Origin of the sequence: Corynebacterium sp. HMSC071B10 (genome assembly GCF_001814825.1) — a bacterium.
Classification (GTDB): Bacteria; Actinomycetota; Actinomycetes; order Mycobacteriales; family Mycobacteriaceae; genus Corynebacterium.
On sequence record NZ_KV817937.1, the window covers coordinates 149,021 to 168,766 of the forward strand.

Genomic DNA, 19,746 nt, shown 5'->3' on the forward strand with positions numbered 1-19,746 from the left:
GCGGGAGGTGGTGCGTGGGGCGTCGATAAGCGAAGGCGCTGACAGGCTAGACTGTCAGCGTTACGTGTAACCCGAGTACAGGAGGCTAGGCATGGCAGCCAGCAAGATCGATACCGTCGTCAACCTTTGCAAACGCCGCGGACTGGTGTTTCCCGCCGGTGAGATCTACGGCGGCACCCGCTCTGCCTGGGACTACGGCCCGCTCGGCGTGGAGCTGAAGGAGAACATCAAGCGCCAGTGGTGGCGCCACATGGTCACCTCCCGCCCCGACACGGTCGGCGTCGACACGTCGATCATCCTGCCGCGCCAGGTGTGGGAGGCCTCCGGCCACGTCGAGGTGTTCACCGACCCGCTCGTCGAGTCGCTGCACACCAACAAGCGTTACCGCGCCGACCACCTGCTCGAGGCCTACGAGGAGAAGCACGGCCACCCGCCGGCCAACGGACTCGCCGACATCAACGACCCCGAGACCGGCCAGCCGGGCAACTGGACCGAGCCGAAGGAATTTTCCGGCCTGATGAAGACCTACCTCGGCCCCGTCGACGACAAGGAAGGCCTGCACTACATGCGCCCGGAGACGGCGCAGGGTATCTTCGTCAACTTCAAGAACGTGATGACGTCGGCGCGCCTGAAGCCGCCGTTCGGCATTGCCAACATTGGTAAGTCCTTCCGCAACGAGATCACCCCGGGCAACTTCATCTTCCGCACCCGCGAGTTTGAGCAGATGGAGATGGAGTTCTTCGTCAAGCCGGGCGAGGACGAGAAGTGGCACCAGTACTGGATCGACAACCGCTACGACTGGTACGTCGACCTCGGCATCAACCCGGATAACCTGCGCCTCTACGAGCACCCGCAGGAGAAGCTGTCCCACTACTCCAAGCGCACCGTCGACATCGAGTACGCCTACGAGTTCGCCGGCTCGAAGTGGGGCGAGCTCGAGGGCGTGGCTAACCGCACCGACTACGACCTGAAGACCCACGCCGAGGCCTCCGGCGAGGACCTGTCCTACTACGACCAGCAGAACGAGGAGCGCTGGATCCCGTACTGCATCGAGCCCGCCGCCGGTCTCGGCCGCGCGATGATGGCGTTCCTCATCGACGCCTACCACGAGGAAGAGGCCCCGAACGCGAAGGGCGGCACCGACACCCGCGTCGTACTGAAGCTGGACCGCCGCCTCGCGCCGGTGAAGGTCGCCGTCCTGCCGCTGTCGAAGAAGTCGGAGCTCGCCGAGCCCGCCCAGGAGCTCGCGACCAAGCTGCGTCAGCACTGGAACGTCGACTTCGACACCTCCGGCGCGATCGGCCGCCGCTACCGCCGCCAGGACGAGACCGGTACCCCGTTCTGCGTCACCTACGACTTCGACTCGCTCGAGGACGGCGCCGTCACCGTGCGCGAGCGCGACACGATGGAGCAGGAGCGCGTGAAGATCGACGAGCTCGAGGCGTACCTGGCCGCCCGCCTGATCGGCTGCTAATGCATTACGTCAGCTGGGATCGCACCGACCGCGACAACTTGAAGCTGCTCGCCGAGGCAGGCCCCGAGGTTCTCGGCGTGTTCACGCACGAGCGGGCGAACGTCGGCGGCGAGCAGTGGGACCTGGTCGTGTCGCCGGAGTCCGGCGCGGTGGCCACGCGCGATGGCGTGGAGATTGTGCGCGCGCACGACTCGCTGAAGCGCTCGCGCCAGATTGCCGTCGAGGTTGAGGGACGTCGCTACGAGTTTGTGGGCGAGACGTCACAAAACTGGATCGTCGACGACGCCAACGGCACCAAGGTCGCGCAGTTCACGTCCGATCACAACGGCGTGCGCAAGGCCATCTTGGAGTTCGAGGGCGAGACGAGCCTGCCGCTTGTCGACGTCGCGTCGCTGGCCTGGATCTCCCGAGAAATCCTCGAAGCACGCAAACTCGTCTCCTCCAACGTGCTGATCGCGACGCTGCTGCTGTTCTCGCTCGTCGCCGTCATGGTTTTCGTGCTGTGATCTGGCGCGAGCATACGCTGTACCGGGGGCAGGACGCGGTCGCGGACGTTGATGTAGACGGCGACCGCGATGTCCTGCGCTTCGGCTGCCACACGCTGCGCTTTCGCAGCATGAACCCGGCGCACCTGCGCGCCGAGAGCGCCGACGGCGAGGAGTTCGCGGTGCGGAAGCGGTCGCTGACGGTGTCGCGCTACACCGCGCACTGCGGGGACCGCGACTACACGTTGACCCGGGTCGGCATGCGCGGGCGCAGGGAAATACGCGACGCGGCAGGCGAGCTGTGCGCGGTGACCACGCCGAAAGCAGATGGCTCGCTCGAGGTGGAACTGCACTCGGCCCTCACGCTGGACTTGGTGTTCATCACGTGGTCGCTGACCTACGTGGATGCGGCCGTGCGCCGGACCTACTACTAGTTGCCGCGCGGGTCTGCGGCGACGACGTCTTCGCCTTGGCGGGCAGCGCGGGCGATCTCTCGGAGCAGGTCGCGGATGGTGGGGGAGGCGGAGCAGCGGGCGAGCGACTCGAGTTCGCTGATCTCGGTGCCAGTGAGCTTGTGGCTCAGTAACGAGCGCATTGCACTGACTCCTTCCTCTTAGTCCGGTCTTACTTTCTCAGATTACGACCATTTCGCGGCGTCGGCAACGTTTCATGCAGGAAACTAGAACGTGCCGCCGCGGCTGACGTTGCCGCCACCGCCGCCGGAAAATCCGCCGCCTCCGCCGAATCCTCCGCCGCCGCCGCGGTGGCCGCCGCCTCCGCCGCCGGAGAAGATCGCCGCCCACATCGCGGCGCGGGCGACGTCGCTGGCGGTCTGGCGGTTGCGCTGGGCCCGGTAGTTGTCCACGTCGTCCTTGGCGGCCTGGTGGGCGCGCCGGGCGGTGTCGGTGGCGGCGCGGGCGTAGTCGATGGCGTTGCGCGTGTCGTCGACGCGGCGCCGGTGCGCCTCGGCGTACTGGCGCTGGGACTCGGCGAGCAGCGAGCGCGCGTGCGAGCCGATGATGCGGCCGCGGGAGCGGATGAGGTCCTCGGCAGACTGGATTTGGCTGGTGGCCACCCGCATCTGCTGGTCGAAGAGCTGCAGCGCGCGGGACTGGTCGTGGGCGGCGCCCTTGGCGCGGTCGAGTTCGGCGTCGATGTGCGTGTCCAGCTCGGTCAGCTCGGTATAGAGCGCAAGCGGGTCGGTTTCGGCGCGGTTGCCGACGCGGTCCAGCGCGTCGCGGGCGTTGGCGGCGATTCGGTCGAGGGCGCCGACGTCGATACGCGCGCCCTGCTGCGTGGATCCCTTGACCTGCTCGATTTCGGCGAGTTCGTCGCGGATTTCCTGGATGAGGGCGGGCAGGTTCGTCTGCGCGTTGCGGAGGTGGTCCTCGGCGTGCTCGATGGCCGCGAGGTTGTGGTCGGCGACGTCGATGGCGTTGGTGGCGGACGCGAGGACGTCGATAAGCGAGCCCTGCTGGCCAGCGGGCTTCGCGGCGAGTTGCGAGGCCTGTTCGAGCTGCGTCTCCGCCTCGTCGAGCGACTCGCGCGCGACGTCGACGTTGTCGGCGAGCGAGGCCAGCATGTCCTCGGTGTGGCGCTCGCGCAGCTCCGTGAGAAGCGCGGCGGCGGGCTCGAGGCGGGCGCGGATGTCGATCGTGCGGGCGCGCACCTTGTCCACCTCCTCGCCCGCGCGCATGAGCGTGCCGCGCATCTGGTTGAACTCCTCGGTCTTCGCCTGCAGGGCCTGTTCGGCCTCGCCGCAGGACGAGATGATGTCGATGAGCATGGCGCGCTTTTCCGGCTCGGTCTCGGGAATCGCGTCGTAGAGCTTCTGGTGGGTGTGGAAGGCGCGCTGCAGCGTCGAGGTCGCCTGGTTCATCGCGGCGGTAAACGGGCGGACGCGGTCGGCGCCGAATTCGTCGGAGGCAAGCTTCAGCTCGCTCTTGCCCTGTGTGATGGACTCGTCGGCGGCGACGAGGCTTTCGCGCGCCAGCTCCTCGAGCGTCGCGGTGGGCAGGCGGCCGAGCGAATCCGTGTCGCCCGGCGCGAGTTGCTTCGCGGACTCGAGCTGGGCTGCGCCGCGCTTCTTGGAGTTGCGGCGGCTCGCCGCCCACGCGCCGCCGCCGGCAAGTGCGAGCACGCCGACGCCGCCTGCGGCCCAGCCGGCGCCCGAACCGTCGCCGCCGGAAACTGCGGCATCGGCGGCGGCGAGGCCTGCGCCGGCCCAGTCTTCGTCGACGAGCTTGTCGTAGGCGGCGTCGTTCATCGCGTCGATCTCGCTTTGCTGCCACTCGTCGCCGGCGAACACGCCGTAGCCGCGCTCCGACGGCGAGACCACGAGCACGCCCGTGTTCGCGCCGTTCGCGGCAACGGCCTGCTCCGCCCACTGCTGCCCCGTCATCCCGCCGAGCGAGGACACGTAGACGATCCGCAGCGACAGGTGCTTCTCCTTCGACACGTTGTTCACGGCCTGCTCGAGTTCGGCGCGTTCGGCGTCGGTGAGCACGCCGGCGTCGTCGGTCACGGGCGCGGTGAGCAAGGCGGGCGCACTTGCGGCGGCGGCGGGGGCTTGGGCGTGCGCGGGGGCGTCGAGAAGCACAGGTGCCGCGATGAGGGAGGCGGCGGCGAGGATACGAAGGTAGCGCGAATACATGCCCACCAGCGTAACCGTTACGCTGGGTGTCGTGTACACCTACAACTCCGACGACGTGGCGCGCCGCGCGCCCGAGGCCGTCAAGGAGGCGCAGCTTGCGCCCGGCCACGACACCCGCGACGTCTTCGCGCGCGACCGGGCGCGCGTGCTGCACTCCGCCGCGCTGCGCCGACTCGCCGACAAGACGCAGGTCGTCGGCCCCCGTGACGGGGACACGCCGCGCACGCGCCTGACGCACTCGCTCGAGGTCGCGCAGATCGCCCGCGGCATCGGCGCCGGGCTCGGCCTGCACCCCGACCTGTGCGAAATGGCCGGCCTGACCCACGACATCGGCCACCCGCCGTACGGCCACAACGGCGAAAACGCGCTCAACGCGTGCGCCCCGTGCGGCTTCGAAGGCAACGCGCAAACGCTGCGCATCCTCGCCCGCCTCGAGCCCAAAGTGCTTGTCGACGCCACGTCATACGGCCTCAACCTCACCCGCGCCAGCCTCGACGCGGCCGTGAAGTACCCGCGGACCCGCACCAACGCCGACGGCACGGTCAACCGCAAGTACTCGGCCTACGACGAGGACGCTGACGTGCTCGCCTGGGCGCGCGTCGGGCACAACGATGAACGCCCGCCGATGGAGGCGCAGGTGATGGATTTCTCAGACGACATCGCCTATTCCGTGCACGACGTGGAAGATGGCATCGTGTCGGGGCGCGTGTCGCTTAAGGTGCTGTGGGACTTCGTGGAGCTGGCGGCGCTGGCGGAAAAGGGCGCGGCCGCGTTCGGAGGTACGGCGGACTCGCTCATCGACGCCGCCGACCGGCTGCGCTCTATGCCCGCGATCGCCGCGGCCGCCGACTTCGACTTCACGCTGCAGTCCTGGACGGGGCTCAAGGCGCTGACATCGCAGTTGGTGGGGCGTTACGTCGGCGGGGTCACGCAGGCGACGCTTGCAGACGAGGCGAACCAGGCGCTTTCCACCGGGCTCGGCCGGCAGCACGGGGACCTGGTGATCCCGCCGGATGTGGAGGCCGAGGTCCGCCTGCTCAAGACGGTCGCCGTGCTCTACGTCATGGACGTGCCTGCGCACCTGGCGCGGCAGGACAGGCAGCGCGAGCGGATCTTCCGTGTCCACGAGTACTTGCGCGCGGGCGCGCCGGGCACGCTCGACACCATCTTCCGCACCTGGTTCGAGGCAGCGGACACCGATATGGAGCGCGAGCGGGTGATTGTGGACCAGATCGCGTCGATGACGGAGTCGCGCCTGGAGCGGCTGGCGAAGAAGGCCGCCGCGTTCGACGGGTTCTTCTAGCGGCGCTAGAGCAGCGCCGCGATTTGCTCAAGCGCGGCGCGGGTGCCGATCTCGCCCGGCAGCCACGGCAGCTCAAGCACCGGGACAGGCAGGTCGAGCAGCGCGAGCGCGTCGTCCTCGACGCGGCGGCGCTGCGCCAAAAACTCGCCGGCCTCATCCGGCGTGCGCCGGTTGACCACCGCGCCGCCGACGTGCACGCCGTGGGCTGAAAGTTCCTCGTAGAACTCCATCGACTCCATGACAGGCAGGCGTTCGGCGGTGAGCACGATGTGGAAGACGCACTGGGCGGGGTCGGTAAGCACGGAGCGTAAGTGTTCGAACTTGCGGCGGCGCTTGAGCAGGGTGGAGCGGATCTGCTGGTTGCGGCGGTCGACGGGCGAACCACTACCCGCGCCGCCCATCCCGCGGACGAGCTCGCTGAACTTGTCCGACTTGTCGCGGCGCTCGAGCAGGCCGTCGGTGTAGGCGGCCATGAGCTCCGGCAGCGCCATCAACCGCGAAGTGTGGCCGGAGGGGGCGGTGTCGAAGATCAGGTGGTCGTAGTCGGAAGCGCCAACCAGGTCCGCGATGCGTTCCAGCAGCGCCGCCTCGTGCATGCCGGGGGAGTGGCGCGACATCTGAAGGTGCTTGTCCACCTCCCCGTGGAGGCGCTCCGGCATCATGGCGCGCATGGAGTCGCCGACGGCGCGCAAATGTTGTGCCGTGATGGCGGACGGGTCGAGTTCGATGGCGTCGAGGCGGGGCTCGAGGATGAGCGGGGCGTCGAGAAGCGATTGACCCCAGATGTGGCCGAGGTTGTGCGCGGGGTCGGTGGAGACGAGCAGGACTCGGCGGCCGCGGGCGGCGAGGCGGACGGCGGTGGCGGCGGAGACGGTCGTTTTGCCGACGCCACCTTTGCCGCCGAAGAACATGACTGGGGCGTCTAGCAGCATGAGATCCCGTCGAGTGGTGAGCGTTCCATGCCCATGCGGGTGTGCCAGGCGTGGAAGTCGTCGTAAAGCAGGGGCAAAAGTTCGAGTGTGTAGTAGCTGGCCGGGTTGGGGATGCCGAGCATCTCTGAGGCGACGAGCAGGGTGAACAGGTCGTCCTCCTCGCGTGCGGCGCGGGCGAATTCGCGCCGGTAGGGCGCTTGGTAGAACTCGTTTAAGCCCGCGCCGAGCGCGGCCAGCTTACTGCGCAGGCTCATACTCGTCGGACCACTCGATCGCTGGCTCGCGGCGCGCCTTGCTGATCGCGGTGATGGCTTCGACGATGACCCAGATCGCGCAGATGATGATGACCACGTCGATGACAAGTAGCAGCCAGTTGCCGACCGCAAACAGCGTGCCCAGCTGCAAAATTGCAGCCCACAGCGACATCAGCGTGACAAAGGTCAGCGGGATGAGCAGCGGCAGGGTGGGGCGGCGCAGCTTGGTCAGGATGACCACCAGGATGGACAGGGTAAGCCCTGCCATGAGCTGGTTGGTGGTGCCGAATAGCGGCCAGATGATCATGCCGCCCGAGCCGTCGAGGCCGGTGGAGAACGTCAGGCCGAGCGCGGCGCCGACGGCGATGAGCGTAGCGACCAGGCCGGAGAGCTTCACGCCCATGATCTCGGCGATTTCGCCGACGACCATGCGCTGCAGGCGTATGCCGGAGTCCATGGTGGTGGCGGCGAACAGGACGGCCATGGTGGCCAGGATGGTTGCGGACAGGGAGGTCGGGATGCCGAGGCCCTGGTTCATCAGCGCGCCGCCGCCCTCGACGAACGCGTTGACGCCGCCGGCGTTCCACTCGTTGTACACGTTCTCCCAGTCGGTGAGCGTCTTGTAGCCGGCGGTGGTAGCGATAATCGTGCCGAGCGAGAGCAGGCCTTCACCGACGGCGCCGAAGTAGCCGACGAAGCGGGCGTCGGTTTCCTTATCCAGCTGCTTCGCCGAGGTACCGGAGGCGACGATGCCGTGGAAGCCGGAGATCGCGCCGCAGGCGATGGTGACAAACAACAGCGGGAAGATGCTCGGGGTGCCCTCCGGCACGGCGCTATTGAGCGTCGGCGCGACGATCTCGGGGCGGACGACCAGGAAGGAGGCGTAGAGGATGATCAGGCCGACAAACAGCTGGAGGCCGTTGATGTAGTCGCGCGGCTGCAGCAGCACCCACACGGGCAGCATCGAGGCGATGAAGGCGTAGGTGAACAGCAGGAGAATCCAGATGCCGCGGTCCGGGATGCCCAGGACGGTCTCCGGCAGCGTGACCGGCACGCGGTCGCCGAGCACCATCAGCGCGTAGAGCGCGACCACGCCCACGACCGAGACGAGCGGCAGGTTCCACTTCAGGCGGTAAATGGCCTGGCCGATGAGCAAGGCAACGAGGATCGCACCCCACGTGGGGATCACGGCCGAGGGGGTGGAGATGAGCAGGTTGGAGATCACCACGGCGAACGCGGTGTTGACCATGAGCAGCAGCAGGAAGATGACCACGAGGAAGAGGTTGCGCCCGCGCGCGCCGATGTAGCGGCCGGACAGCGTACCAATCGACTGGCCCTTGTGCCTTTGCGACGCCCACAGCGCCCCCAAGTCATGCAGCCCGGCAAAGAAGACCGTGCCGAGCGTGACCCACAGGAAGGCGGGCAGCCAGCCCCAGATCACGGCGACGGCCGGGCCGATGATCGGCGCGGCACCCGCCACCGAGGTGAAGTGGTGGCCCCACAGCACGTACTTGTTGGTGGGCACGTAGTCCACGCCGTCTTCCATGGTGTGCGCGGGTGTCTCGTAGCTGTCAGAGAGCTGGTAGACGCGCTGGCCAAGGAACTTGGAGTACAGCAGGTATCCCGTGCTCAGCATGGCCAAGCCGATGAATACCAGGAAGAGCGAGTTCATGCGCTCACCTTTCTGTCGGTGTTTCGGGTCACAGTGGGCAAAAGTATGCCACACCTCACAGCTTCTTCCCACAGTGGGGCCCATTGCTTTCCGACGCCCCGTTACGTTTTCCCAGCTCCATACGATGAATGGAGTAGAAGGGTTTTATGCATTTCACAGAAAGGAAAGCCGTCATGCGCCGTGTGTTCGTACCTGTTGTCGTCGCTGCGGGCCTCGTCGTTCCCGCCACTTCTGCCTCCGCCGCCGACCTTGCGCCGAAAGATGAGAAAACTTGCTCGGTGGTGACCACCGCCGCCGAACGCGAGTTTGCCAAGACCTACGCGGACGAGGAGAAAGACCTTGGCGGCAAGCTCCTGGTGGGCAAGTGGGTGAGCGCAATCGAGCGCGTCTACCCAGGTGCGGAGACTTACACGGATGTGGAGCTTCTGGCAAAGCTCATGCCGGAATCCCTCGCGCAGCACTACCTCGACGTGCGCGATTCCGCATCGAGCGCGGACATTCCTTTCGGGCCAACCGGGGACGAGATCGCGGAACTTACACACATCGCGGTCGCGGAAGGGGAGAGCCGCCCCACCTACGCCGACCCGCAGGCCAGTGCGCGCGACCGGGCGCACGCGCAGTCGCTGACCAGCGCGCTTACACGCCACTTTCCAGGCCTGAAGACAAAGGAGGCAGAGTCGCTCGCGGCGGTGATCCAAAACGACGGCACCGGCGAGTACTTCAACACCCGCCTGGCGTACGAGCACGTGTTGGCGCAGGCCGCGTGGGACTGCCGCGACCTTCTGGCAAGCGACGCCAAACTCGCCCACATCGACCTGCCAACCAGCACCCCGCCGCAGCAAGATCCCGCGCCGGGCAGCTCGCAGCCCGAGCAGGGGCGCGCCTCCTCGGTCGGCGCAACAGCCGGTGTCGTGGTGTTCTCCCTGCTCGCAGCGCTTGGCGTCTCGCTCGCGCTGCTCGCCACGGTAGGCCCGCAGTTCGGGCTTGAACTCCCGGAGCTGCCGGATCTTTCGAACCTGGCGAACCTCCAGCTCTAGGCCTGATACGCGAATACGTTTTCCGCGGCCCGTTGGCTAGATTAAAGGGGAGAAAGTAGCTCTGCCCAGGAGGTTTGCCAACGTGAGTACGTCGCTTCAGGCCGCGGCCCCCAACCCGAAGGATCTTGCCCGCGCCCCCGGGCTCTTCGGACAGTCTGTTGCGTGGCTGGCCGTCGCCTGGGGCGTGCTGTGCGTTCTCGCGGGCGCGTTTAGCTACGACGACCTCCCCGGAATGGCCGCCATGGTGCTGGTCGGACTCGCCTTCCTCATCCCCTCGCTGTGGTGGCTGCGCTGCGCGTCCAAAGATAAGAAAGCCGTGCAGCACTACGAGGACACGGTGCGCACCAATGCCTACCTCGCGCAGTTCCTCACCGAAGCCGACCAGGTAGTCATCCAGGGGATGGGCACGCCCCACCCGCCGCGCAAGACCCCGCGCCACTGGCCGGGCGTGATCGCGTTGAGCGCCGTGCTATTTATAGCGAGCGTCATCCTCATGCCGGTAGAGGAAGATCCTGCGCCCACCGAGCCGGTGGCAAGCACCACGACCAGCTCGTCCGCGACGAGCACCACGACCAGCTCGTCCGCCGTACTGTCCACTACCCGAAACACGGAAGCCGAGGCCTCGCGATCCAGCGCAGCTGCCGCGTCCCGCAGCGCCGAAGCCGCCGCACGGGAGGCCGCGGAACGCGAGGCAGCCGAGCGCGCCCGCGCTGAAGAAGCCGCACGACTGCAGCGCGAAGCCGAGGAAGCGGAACGCGCGCGCATCGCGGAGCAGCAGCGTCTCGAACAGGAACAGCAGCAGCACCAGTTCGTCGCTCCCGCCCGCGCGCCCGAGCCGGCACCGGCAGCCGCGTACTACAAGAACTGCACTGCGGTGTGGAACGCGATCGGCAGCCCGATCTACGCGGGCCAGCCGGGCTACGACAGCCATCTGGATCGCGACGGCGACGGCGTCGGCTGCGAGCGGGACCCGCGCTAAACCGGCCGCCAAAAACGCTGACGACTGTTTTCCGCAAAACCAAAAACAGTCATCAGCGCGAAAAACAGCGCCGCAGCCAAGCTCCGAACTGGGCTTTTGCCACAACACAAACGCTGACGACTGTTTCTGCCAAAATCAAAAACAGTCATCAGCGCACAAACCCCCTACCGCACCAGCTCCACGCGGTTATCTCGAAACACCGCAACGACTTTCCGCGTCTCGTCCGCAGGCAGCTGCCAGTCGCAGGCGACCACGCGCGCCGGGTGCGCCTCGCGCAACAGATCCGCAAGCCCGTCGAGGTTCGTCGGCGCCGGCCGCTCCCTCCCGAACACGGCCACGGAAAGCGCGGCGCACACGTCGGCGACGCTTGCCACCGGCGCCGTCAGGAGTACCGGGTTACGGCTTCGGCCGTGTCCTGTTCTATACATCGGTCACCTCGCAGAAGGATTCGTAGTGGTCGTCGGTGTAGTACCACACCTCTGGGTCGTCTCCGCCGCCAGTGACGATACGCCGCGCGCCCCGGTGCGACAGCCCAGGCGTGTCCACGGTGTACTCGTGGTAGTAGCCGAGCTCCTCGTCGGGCAGCACGCCTTCGTAGTTGCCGAAGCGCGCGTTGTCGTTGTCAGGGTAGGGGTATGGCCCACCTTCTTGCACGAGCGAGATGGTGTCTCGCGCCTCCGCGGGCAGGTTGTCGCAGGCAGGAACAGAATCAGAGACAGGCGCATCAACAAACGCGCACGCGCTGCAGAGGCCGGCGAGGGCGACGACGAGCTTTTTCACGCCACGCATTGTTGCACACTACGATTGGGCGCATGGCAAGGGGCAGGATTCCGGAAAGCGATATCGAGGCGATCCGCGAGCGCGCGGCGATTGAAGAGATCGTCGGCGAGTATGTCCAGCTCAAGCCCGCCGGGCACGACTCGCTGAAGGGACTCAGCCCATTCAAGGACGAGAAGACCCCGAGTTTCCACGTCCGCCCAGCCCGCGGCTACTACCACTGCTTTTCCACGGGCAAGGGTGGCGATGTCTTCAACTTCCTCATGGAGTTGGAGCAGCTGACCTTCCCGGAGGCGGTGGAGGCGGTCGCCGACACGATCGGCTACCACATCAATTACCAGGGCGGTTCCACGGGCGCGCGCGACGTCAAGCCGGGCACCCGCAAGCGCCTGCTCGCTGCCAACAAGGCGGCGCACGAGTTCTACCGCGAGCAGCTCGAAACCCCTGAGGCGGAGCCGGGCCGCAACTTCCTGCTGGAGCGCGGCTTCGACAAGGAGCTCATCTACCGCTTCGAGTGCGGCTACGCGCCCGACGGCTGGGACACACTCACCAAGCACCTGCTTCGCCGCGGCTTCGAGGTGCAAGAGCTTATCGACGCCGGCATCTCCTCCATGGGCCGCCGCGGCCCCATCGACAAGTTCCGCCGCCGCCTGATCTGGCCGATCAAGGACGCCGCCGGCAACACGATCGGCTTCGGCGCCCGCAAGCTTTTCGACGATGACCCCATGGGCAAGTACATGAACACCCAGGACACCTTGCTCTACCACAAGTCCAAGGTGCTCTTCGGGCTGGATCTGGCCAAGCGCAACATTTCCGAGCGACACCAGACCGTCATCGTGGAGGGCTACACCGACGTCATGGCCATGCACGCCGCGGGCGTGACCACGGCGGTCGCCTCCTGCGGTACCGCCTTCGGTGCGGAGCACCTCGCCGCCATCCGCCGCCACATGCTCGACGACAGCTACTTCCGCGGCGAGCTCATCTACACCTTCGACGGCGACGAGGCCGGCCAGAAGGCTGCGATGCGCGCCTTCGAGGGCGACCAGCAGTTCACCGGCCAGTCCTTCGTCGCCGTCGCGCCCGAGGGTATGGACCCTTGCGACCTGCGCCTGGCCCAGGGCGATGCGGCCCTGCGTGACCTCGTCGCCCACCGCGTGCCCATGTTCGAGTTCGTCATCGAGTCGCTGCTCAAGGACTACTCGCTCGATTCCGCTGAAGGCCGGGTGCAAGCTTTACGACGCACCGTGCCCGTCGTCGCCGCCATCGAAGATCAAGTCCTGCAAAAGGAATACGCGCGCAGATTGGCTGGCTGGGTGGGCTGGCCAAACCCGGACGAAGTCCTCGACCAGGTACGCGCCGAGGCGAAGCGCCCGAAGAAGGACCAGCGCCGCGTCGCGGTCAAGCGCGATACAGAAACCGTGGCACCCGGCCAACCGCCCGCGCTGCAGCCGCCGAACCCGCGGGACCCGATCCTGTGGCCGCAGCGCGAAGCGCTCAAGGTCGCGCTGCAGTACCCGGACAAGGCCGGTACGTATTTCGAGGGCATCAACCCGGACGCGTTTACCAACGACGCCTACCGCCAAGTCCGCGAGGCCATCGGTGCCGCCGGCGGCGTGGCTGCAGCCGCCGAGCACGGCCCGAACTTCCTCGCCGCGGTCGCCGGCGAGATGCGCGACCTCGCCGGGCGCAACTTCGTCTCCGAACTGGCCGTGGAGCCGATCCACGCCGACGACATCGACCGCTACGTCGACTCTGTCCTCTCCCGCCTGCAGGAAACGCGCGTGGGCGACCAGATCGCGCAGCTGAAATCCCAGCTCGAGCGCATGCGCCCGTCGGAGGAACCGGAGGCCTACAACGCGCTCTTCTCCGACCTTGTGGCGCTCGAGCAGGCGCGCCGGGAACTCAACGACCGCGCCTCGCGAGCGTGAGTGCGCGTCACGGCCGCGTCAGTGTTCCGTACCAAAAGAATCACAACGCCCGTAACACCAGCCGCATGGGCGTAGATTTTAGAGTATGACCAAGAAGACGCACGCGGCCCGCATCGCCGCCCTCTCAGCAGCCCTCACACTTTCCGCTACCTCCGTCGTCGGCACCGGCACCGCGCTCGCGGACGACTCCTTCGACGGCCCCGACTGGACCGGCGGCTACTACGTCCCCGAGAAGGACTACCCCTACGACCCCGGCTACGCCTCCTACTGGCGCAGCTACAAGGTGATCAAGTTCGGGGACCCGAAGTTCTTCGACTACGGCACCCAAGGCGTGCGCGTGGTGGGCAATTACCCCTCCGATCGCATCCTCTGCGTAGCCAACAAGGGCGGGCAACAGGAGTGCTACGTCAAGGATCAGAAGATCACGGAGTTCTCCGGCTACCCCAGGACGATCACCACGGATTCCAAGATCGCCCCCTTCGCGCCGGTGATCGGCTTCTTCCTGGCTATCGGCTACAAGTTCAACAACCTCGGCACCACTGGCGGGGCCTGAGCAGCTAGTTCTCCGCGTTCTTCCGGATCGCGTACTCGACCGCATCCAGCGGCAGCGACGCGTCGTACTCGTCGCGCGCCTTCTTCAGCGCGGCGAGGTACTCGGCGTAGTCCTCTGCCGTCCAGTCCGCGGTCTTTGCCAGCCCGGCCGCGGCGGCGCGCTTGGAGCAAATAATCACCGGTTTCTCGTCTGCGGCCTCCTGCGGCCCTGCGAGGAAGTACGCCAGGTGCGAGGCGAACTTCGGCGCAAGCCCAGTCGCTACGAGCGCACCGTAGGCCCCAACCGCGTCCTTGCCCTCAATCCCACGGATTGCCTGCAGCAGCTGGTTCGCGTTGTGCTTGTTGCGCAAGAACTGCTGCAGCTGCAGGACCTGATTGGTCTGGCCTGCGGCAAACGCAAACGCAGCACCGAGGAAGTCGATGATCTGGTCGCGGTTGTAACCAGAGTCCACCACATCTTGCGCGAAGAGGAACACATCGCGGCGGGTCAACGATGCTGTGGCGTCGTCGCGGAAGGGCGGCACACGGCGTAGGTGGTGTGGCCAGCCGGTTTTCCAGCGGATGGGGGAGAAGGTCGACGACGCTGCGGCGACGTCCTCGGCGGTCGGTTTCTGGGCGGAAAGCGCTTCTGCGATAGTCATGCGTCTATCCTTGCATGTCCGCACGCGTTGGTGGCAACACCCCGCGTTTACAATGCGGGGTATGACTGTGTTGGTGCTTGATGCTCGGTGGCCGCAGATGGTGCCGGTGGACGTTGCACAAAGGCTCGTGGGTCCGCTGGAGTTTACGGCGGAGGTGCCCATTTCGGTGCGCTGGTCGCTTAATCCCGCCTCCACGGTGGGCACTCCGTGGCTGATCACGACCGACCCCGACGACCCCCAGGTCCGCGAGCGCGCGGCAGCCGGAGAGGAGATCCTCACCGTGCCCTCCCTGCAAGACCCGGTGGCCGAGGCCGTGCGCGTGATGGGGCAGGCCCGCCGACGCGGTGAGTGGGAGCGCTCCATGTCGCACGAAGCACTCGTGCCCTACCTGCGCGAGGAATGCGCCGAGCTCGCCGAAGCAATCGAGTCAGGTGCCAGCGATGAGGAGCTCAAAAAAGAGCTTTCCGACGTCCTCCTGCAAGTCCTCTTCCACGCCGAAATCGCCGCCGAGCGCGAAGCTTTCAACTTCGCGGACGTCGCGGCGGCGTTCGTGGAAAAGATGCGTGTGCGTGCGCCGTACTTCTTCGACGGTTCGACGGAGCTGGTCGACCTAGAAACGCAGGAGCGCCTCTGGGCCGAGGGCAAGGCCCGCGAGCAGGCCGAGTAACCCCGACTAGCGCGTCGGCAGCGCCGGGATCACGTTGCGGATCTCCGGCAGGCCCGCCTGCGAGGACATCTGGGAGCTCATGGCGATTGCCTGGTTGAGCGGGGTGACCTCGTCCGGCTTGACGATGCCGCACTCCAGCGCGCGGTCACCCAGCGTGTTCACGGTCGGCGCAGCAACGAGGCGCAGCGCAGCGTCCTCGCCGACGGCCTTGTTCACGTTGCCTACGAACTCGGAGCGGGTGGTGTTCTCGTTTGCCAGGCCAGCGCCGCGCACTACGGTGCGCAGGGCGTTGCAGTCCATGGTCTTCACGTTGCCGTTGAGCGCGCGGATGAGCTCGGCGTAGTTGGTCTGCGCGTTCGCAGGTGCGGCAAGTGCGCCGAATGCGAGTGCGCCAGCGACGAGGGCGGTGGTGATGCGCTTCATGGTTTCGTGTCCTTTCGAATGGGTTCTGGGGAAGCGTCGGCCACGAAGCGTGACCGTCCGCGACACACTTTACACGTAACTGGTGTGGCAGGTGTGAATTAAGTGACCGATGTGAAAGTCGAACAGGCTGTTTCCGCCCACCGTCAGCGCCCAACCCCGCGTGGGTAAGCTGTGTCCTCATGACCAACCCCCGCCGCATCGCGAGGGGCTGCGGCTGCGCCGGGCTCCTCGTAGTCATGCTTGCCATCATCTTGGCGATCACCCTTGTGGCGTGGGTTCTGTCCTTCCTCGGCGAGCCAATGCCCGGCCAAAGCCGCGAGCCAGTCCCAGACACCATTCCTCCAGCCGCTGCAGAGGCCCCGCCACTTATCGACGTCCACGGCCCCGGCCGCACCGCCGACCAGCTCACCGAATGGGCCGCCCCGATCGCCGACGCCACCGGCATCGATCCGCAGGCCGTGCGCGCCTACGGCAACGCCGCGCTCATCGCCACCGAGGCCTGGCCCACCTGCAACATCTCGTGGAACACGCTCGCGGGCATCGGCTGGGTGGAAACCCGCCACGGCACCTACACCGGCCACGCCTTCGACCCAGGCCGACTCAACGAGGCGGGCGTTGCCGATCCCCACATCATCGGCCCCGCGCTCGACGGATCGGGCAACTTCGCCACCGTCCACGACACCGACGGCGGCGCACTCGACGGCGACACTATCTACGACCGCGCCCTCGGCCCCATGCAGTTCATCCCCGAGTCCTGGCACCACTATGGCCGCGACGCGGACGGCGACGGCTACCCGAACCCCCAGCAGATCGACGACGCCGCACTCGCCGCCGCCAACCTGCTCTGCGCAAAGGGCGGCGACCTGGCCACCGAGCAGGGCTGGCGCGCCGCCGTGTTCGGCTACAACAACTCCAACGACTACGTGGCCAAGGTCCGCGACGCCGCAGCGAACTACGCGCTGAACCAGCCCGCCCGCCGCTAGCGCAGAAGCTAACGCAAAAGATCACACCACACACGAGCATTTTTGGCGAAGTTCTGGAACAATTGGGGGCTGGAAACTTCCATTCACTCTTCAAAGGAGTTGTGTCCAAAAATGGCTATGATTATCCACGCCTTCGCTCGCGAGATTCTTGATTCCCGCGGTAACCCCACCGTCGAGGCCGAGGTGCTGCTGGACGACATGTCCAACGGTGTCGCCGGCGTTCCCTCCGGTGCATCGACCGGTGTGCACGAGGCGCACGAGCTGCGTGACGGCGGCGACCGCTACCTGGGCAAGGGCGTGCAGAAGGCCGTGGAGAACGTCAACGAGGAGATCGCTGACGCAGTCGCCGGCATCGAGGCTGATGACCAGCGCCTGATCGATAAGACCATGATCGAGTTGGACGGCACCGACAACAAGTCCCGCCTGGGCGCCAACGCCATCCTGGGCGTGTCCATCGCTGCGGCAAAGGCTGCCGCAGAGTCCGCCGGCCTGCCGCTGTACCGCTACATCGGCGGTCCGAACGCCCACATCCTGCCGGTCCCGATGATGAACATCCTCAACGGCGGCTCCCACGCAGATTCCGGCGTGGACGTCCAGGAGTTCATGATCGCCCCGATCGGCGCGAAGACCTTCTCCGAGGCGCTGCGCCAGGGCACCGAGGTCTACCACGCGCTGAAGTCCGTGATTAAGGACAAGGGCCTGTCCACCGGCCTGGGCGACGAGGGCGGCTTCGCCCCGTCCGTCGAGTCCACCAAGGCTGCGCTCGACCTCATTGTTGAGGCCATCGAGAAGGCCGGCCTGAAGCCGGGCGAGGACATCGCCCTGGCCCTCGACGTCGCGTCCTCTGAGTTCTTCGAGGACGGCGTGTACAAGTTCGAGGGCGGCGAGCACTCCGCCGAGGACATGGCCAAGGTTTACGAGGAGCTGATCAACGAGTACCCGATCGTCTCCATCGAGGACCCGCTGCAGGAGGACGACTGGGAGGGCTACAGCAAGCTCACTGCCGCTATCGGCGACAAGGTCCAGATCGTCGGCGACGACTTCTTTGTCACCAACCCGGAGCGCCTCGCCCGCGGCATCGAGGAGAAGGCCGCCAACGCCCTGCTGGTCAAGGTCAACCAGATCGGTACCCTCACCGAGACCTTCGACGCTGTCGACCTCGCGCACCGCAACGGCTACCGCACCATGATGTCGCACCGTTCCGGCGAGACCGAGGACACCACCATCGCCGACCTCGCCGTGGCCCTTGGCTGCGGCCAGATCAAGACGGGTGCCCCGGCTCGTTCCGAGCGCGTGGCCAAGTACAACCAGCTGCTGCGCATCGAGCAGGAGCTTGACGACGCCGCCGTCTACGCGGGCCGCTCCGCCTTCCCGCGCTTCAAGTAGGCCCCGCCTGCTTATCGACGCCCCCTTCGCCCGGCCCGCGCCGCGGCCGAGGGGGCGTTCGCCTTCCCGCGCGCCTTCGCGCACGCATAGACCGACGGGCTAGACTCAACTACCACTATGTCCCCACGCGCATCGCAGTCCCCGAACCGGAAACGCGGGCGAGGCAAAACGCCCCGCACCGTTCCGGTGGCCTCCCGCGAGCGCGGCAAGGACCAACGCGCAGCAAAAAGCGCAACGAAGAAGCGTCGCCTCCCGGCAATGTTCCAGCAGGACATCACCAGCACCGCCATCCTGATCGCTCTGGTGATCGCCGTCCTCATCGCCATCGCCGTTCCTCTGCGCAACTACTACGAAGGTCGCGCCGAGATCGCTCGTGCGCAGTCCTCGATTGAGCAGCTCGAACGCCGCAAGGCGGAGCTGGAAGAGGACATCGCCAAGTACGAGGACCCCGCCTACGTGGAGCAGGAGGCGCGCCGCCGCCTCGGCGTGATGGCGGAAGGGGAGTCCGCGTGGCGTATCATTGACCCGCGGATGTCCCACAGCCCGTCCATCACCACCGACGAGGTTCCTGATGAGCGCTCTTGGAGCGAAGTCATGTGGGATTCCCTTCGCGAGCTCCCGGAATCCGACGTCCCTGCGCCCGAGTCTGCAGACGAGCCCACAGAGGCACCCGAGGCACCCGCAGCACCGGAGGCGCCGCAGGATGCCGAGCCGCCTGCCGAAGATCCAAATCCGGACCCAGCACAGCCTTAACCAGCTTCGCCAAGCAGCCGCATCCCGTCCCGGAACTCCTCATCCCGCATAAGCGCCTCCCAATCGCCCCCGAAAGACAGCGCGTACGCAAGCACCGCCTCCTGCACGAATGATGGCGGCGCTGCGTGCCCCGAGCCCCAGTCACCCGGCAGCGCGCACCACTTCTGCCCGTACTCTCGCGCCAGTGCTTCGCCCCAAGGCCGGTAATGCTGCTGAATATGAAACGCGTCATCACGGTTTTGCAGGTACAGCACGTTGTTTGGAAACGACGATGCGTACGCCGCAACCAAATCTGCCGTCACAGCGCCGTCAACGCCCTCCGGCCAGCACGTATTGACGTACTCGCGCACACGTCTCGGGTAGTACTTCATAAAATCCGTCTGCGGGTTCATCGCAATCGCCAGCGAGCCAGGAAGCTGGTGGGAATAGTACAACGCCGCGAACCCTCCGGCCGAGCAGCCTTCGAAGATGATCTGCTCCGCTCCAACCCGCGCAGACACATGGTTAATCGCTCGAACCAGGTCCGTCTGCAGCGGCCGCCGGCTATCTCCCGCGAACCACCCAATCGACATACCACGCTCCAGCGACGGATCAGAAACAAACAACACCGAGGCATCAAGACCCTGCGTCACCTTGCGACCGGTAAAGACCGGCAACGTGGCAGCGGCCGGATCAACCGCAGCATGAAACGCCACAATGAGCGCGCGGGACTCACGCTGCACCAGCTGTAGGTCCAGGACACCGTCCCCGTACGCGATCGCGTGGATACCGTCTGCGACCTTGCCGCTAAAGAAAGCATCAAGGCTGCGGTGCGTTGCAACCTCTGCAGGCGCATAGCGTGAATAGT

The 19,746-nt window shown here is 66.5% G+C and carries 23 protein-coding genes; 12 read left to right on the plus strand and 11 right to left on the minus strand.

Annotation, left to right across the window (positions count from 1 at the left end; genetic code table 11):
• Positions 1-91: 91 nt before the first annotated feature.
• From HMPREF2990_RS00770 to HMPREF2990_RS00780, 3 genes are read left to right on the plus strand one after another with little or no spacing between them, the layout of a single operon-like run.
• A complete protein-coding gene (locus tag HMPREF2990_RS00770; protein WP_070762214.1) occupies positions 92-1,474 on the plus strand; it encodes a glycine--tRNA ligase in 1,383 nt (460 codons plus the stop codon).
• Positions 1,474-1,980 carry a hypothetical protein gene (locus HMPREF2990_RS00775; RefSeq protein WP_070762215.1) on the plus strand — a complete coding sequence of 169 codons (507 nt, stop codon included), beginning with the start codon at positions 1,474-1,476 and terminating at the stop codon, positions 1,978-1,980. The genes HMPREF2990_RS00770 and HMPREF2990_RS00775 overlap by 1 nt, the downstream gene beginning before the upstream one ends.
• Entirely contained in the window at positions 1,977-2,393 is a 417-nt protein-coding gene (locus HMPREF2990_RS00780; RefSeq protein WP_070762216.1) for a hypothetical protein, read from the plus strand. Before HMPREF2990_RS00775 ends, HMPREF2990_RS00780 begins: the two co-directional genes overlap by 4 nt.
• Here HMPREF2990_RS00780 and HMPREF2990_RS12815 read toward each other — a convergent pair.
• A complete protein-coding gene (locus HMPREF2990_RS12815) occupies positions 2,390-2,554 on the minus strand; it encodes a hypothetical protein (RefSeq protein WP_168167093.1) in 165 nt (54 codons plus the stop codon). The two genes, HMPREF2990_RS00780 and HMPREF2990_RS12815, sit on opposite strands and share 4 nt — an antisense overlap.
• A gap of 84 nt (positions 2,555-2,638) precedes the next feature.
• Positions 2,639-4,612: a TPM domain-containing protein gene (locus HMPREF2990_RS00785; RefSeq protein WP_070762217.1), complete on the minus strand. Its 1,974-nt coding sequence runs from the start codon at positions 4,610-4,612 to the stop codon at positions 2,639-2,641.
• Here HMPREF2990_RS00785 and HMPREF2990_RS00790 point away from each other — a divergent pair.
• A complete protein-coding gene (locus HMPREF2990_RS00790) occupies positions 4,611-5,915 on the plus strand; it encodes a deoxyguanosinetriphosphate triphosphohydrolase (protein WP_070762218.1) in 1,305 nt (434 codons plus the stop codon). The genes HMPREF2990_RS00785 and HMPREF2990_RS00790 overlap by 2 nt on opposite strands.
• Positions 5,916-5,920: 5 nt before the next feature.
• Here the strand turns inward: HMPREF2990_RS00790 and HMPREF2990_RS00795 are convergent, their stop codons facing one another.
• The 3 genes from HMPREF2990_RS00795 to HMPREF2990_RS00805 are packed head-to-tail and all read right to left on the minus strand — an operon-like array spanning position 5,921 to position 8,773.
• Positions 5,921-6,847 carry an ArsA family ATPase gene (locus HMPREF2990_RS00795; protein ID WP_210399942.1) on the minus strand — a complete coding sequence of 309 codons (927 nt, stop codon included), beginning with the start codon at positions 6,845-6,847 and terminating at the stop codon, positions 5,921-5,923.
• Positions 6,838-7,101 carry a cory-CC-star protein gene (locus tag HMPREF2990_RS00800; RefSeq protein WP_070762219.1) on the minus strand — a complete coding sequence of 88 codons (264 nt, stop codon included), beginning with the start codon at positions 7,099-7,101 and terminating at the stop codon, positions 6,838-6,840. Before HMPREF2990_RS00800 ends, HMPREF2990_RS00795 begins: the two co-directional genes overlap by 10 nt.
• Positions 7,085-8,773, minus strand: a complete 1,689-nt coding sequence (locus tag HMPREF2990_RS00805; RefSeq protein WP_070762220.1) for a carbon starvation CstA family protein — start codon at positions 8,771-8,773, stop codon at positions 7,085-7,087. The genes HMPREF2990_RS00800 and HMPREF2990_RS00805 overlap by 17 nt, the downstream gene beginning before the upstream one ends.
• Positions 8,774-8,946: 173 nt before the next feature.
• Here HMPREF2990_RS00805 and HMPREF2990_RS00810 point away from each other — a divergent pair, with 173 nt between their 5' ends.
• Positions 8,947-9,810, plus strand: a complete 864-nt coding sequence (locus HMPREF2990_RS00810) for a hypothetical protein (protein WP_070762221.1) — start codon at positions 8,947-8,949, stop codon at positions 9,808-9,810.
• A gap of 82 nt (positions 9,811-9,892) precedes the next feature.
• Complete coding sequence (locus HMPREF2990_RS13140) at positions 9,893-10,789, plus strand: excalibur calcium-binding domain-containing protein (protein WP_070762222.1); 897 nt, start codon at positions 9,893-9,895, stop codon at positions 10,787-10,789.
• On the opposite strand, the gene HMPREF2990_RS12825 is transcribed toward HMPREF2990_RS13140, so the two are convergent.
• The 3 genes from HMPREF2990_RS12825 to HMPREF2990_RS00825 are packed head-to-tail and all read right to left on the minus strand — an operon-like array spanning position 10,786 to position 11,578.
• Positions 10,786-10,938, minus strand: a complete 153-nt coding sequence (locus tag HMPREF2990_RS12825; protein ID WP_168167094.1) for a hypothetical protein — start codon at positions 10,936-10,938, stop codon at positions 10,786-10,788. The genes HMPREF2990_RS13140 and HMPREF2990_RS12825 overlap by 4 nt on opposite strands.
• Before the next feature lie 15 nt (positions 10,939-10,953).
• A complete protein-coding gene (locus HMPREF2990_RS00820; RefSeq protein ID WP_070762223.1) occupies positions 10,954-11,217 on the minus strand; it encodes a hypothetical protein in 264 nt (87 codons plus the stop codon).
• A complete protein-coding gene (locus HMPREF2990_RS00825) occupies positions 11,210-11,578 on the minus strand; it encodes a guanyl-specific ribonuclease (protein ID WP_083316900.1) in 369 nt (122 codons plus the stop codon). The genes HMPREF2990_RS00820 and HMPREF2990_RS00825 overlap by 8 nt, the downstream gene beginning before the upstream one ends.
• Positions 11,579-11,601: 23 nt before the next feature.
• Here HMPREF2990_RS00825 and dnaG point away from each other — a divergent pair, with 23 nt between their 5' ends.
• Positions 11,602-13,494 carry a DNA primase gene (gene dnaG, locus HMPREF2990_RS00830; protein ID WP_070762224.1) on the plus strand — a complete coding sequence of 631 codons (1,893 nt, stop codon included), beginning with the start codon at positions 11,602-11,604 and terminating at the stop codon, positions 13,492-13,494.
• 85 nt (positions 13,495-13,579) lie between these two features.
• The gene (locus HMPREF2990_RS00835; RefSeq protein WP_070762225.1) at positions 13,580-14,047 is read left to right on the plus strand and encodes a hypothetical protein; all 468 of its coding nucleotides are present in this window, start codon (positions 13,580-13,582) and stop codon (positions 14,045-14,047) included.
• Positions 14,048-14,051: 4 nt separating this feature from the next.
• Here the strand turns inward: HMPREF2990_RS00835 and HMPREF2990_RS00840 are convergent, their stop codons facing one another.
• A complete protein-coding gene (locus tag HMPREF2990_RS00840) occupies positions 14,052-14,687 on the minus strand; it encodes an 8-oxoguanine DNA glycosylase OGG fold protein (RefSeq protein WP_070762226.1) in 636 nt (211 codons plus the stop codon).
• A gap of 61 nt (positions 14,688-14,748) precedes the next feature.
• Here HMPREF2990_RS00840 and HMPREF2990_RS00845 point away from each other — a divergent pair, with 61 nt between their 5' ends.
• Positions 14,749-15,354, plus strand: coding sequence for a MazG nucleotide pyrophosphohydrolase domain-containing protein (locus HMPREF2990_RS00845; protein ID WP_070762227.1), 606 nt, complete (start codon positions 14,749-14,751; stop codon positions 15,352-15,354).
• A 6-nt stretch (positions 15,355-15,360) separates the two neighbouring features.
• On the opposite strand, the gene HMPREF2990_RS00850 is transcribed toward HMPREF2990_RS00845, so the two are convergent.
• Positions 15,361-15,777: a hypothetical protein gene (locus HMPREF2990_RS00850; RefSeq protein ID WP_070762228.1), complete on the minus strand. Its 417-nt coding sequence runs from the start codon at positions 15,775-15,777 to the stop codon at positions 15,361-15,363.
• A 179-nt stretch (positions 15,778-15,956) separates the two neighbouring features.
• On the opposite strand from HMPREF2990_RS00850, the gene HMPREF2990_RS00855 reads away from it, so the two are divergent.
• The 3 genes from HMPREF2990_RS00855 (at position 15,957) to HMPREF2990_RS00865 (ending at position 18,899) form a co-directional block, all read left to right on the plus strand.
• Positions 15,957-16,760, plus strand: a complete 804-nt coding sequence (locus HMPREF2990_RS00855; protein WP_070762229.1) for a lytic murein transglycosylase — start codon at positions 15,957-15,959, stop codon at positions 16,758-16,760.
• Positions 16,761-16,871: 111 nt separating this feature from the next.
• Positions 16,872-18,146, plus strand: coding sequence for a phosphopyruvate hydratase (eno, locus tag HMPREF2990_RS00860; protein ID WP_070762230.1), 1,275 nt, complete (start codon positions 16,872-16,874; stop codon positions 18,144-18,146).
• A gap of 117 nt (positions 18,147-18,263) precedes the next feature.
• Complete coding sequence (locus tag HMPREF2990_RS00865; RefSeq protein ID WP_070762231.1) at positions 18,264-18,899, plus strand: FtsB family cell division protein; 636 nt, start codon at positions 18,264-18,266, stop codon at positions 18,897-18,899.
• Here the strand turns inward: HMPREF2990_RS00865 and HMPREF2990_RS00870 are convergent.
• Positions 18,896-19,746, minus strand: an 851-nt coding sequence (locus HMPREF2990_RS00870; RefSeq protein ID WP_070762232.1) for a hypothetical protein, incomplete at its 5' end; no start/stop codon positions are given. The two genes, HMPREF2990_RS00865 and HMPREF2990_RS00870, sit on opposite strands and share 4 nt — an antisense overlap.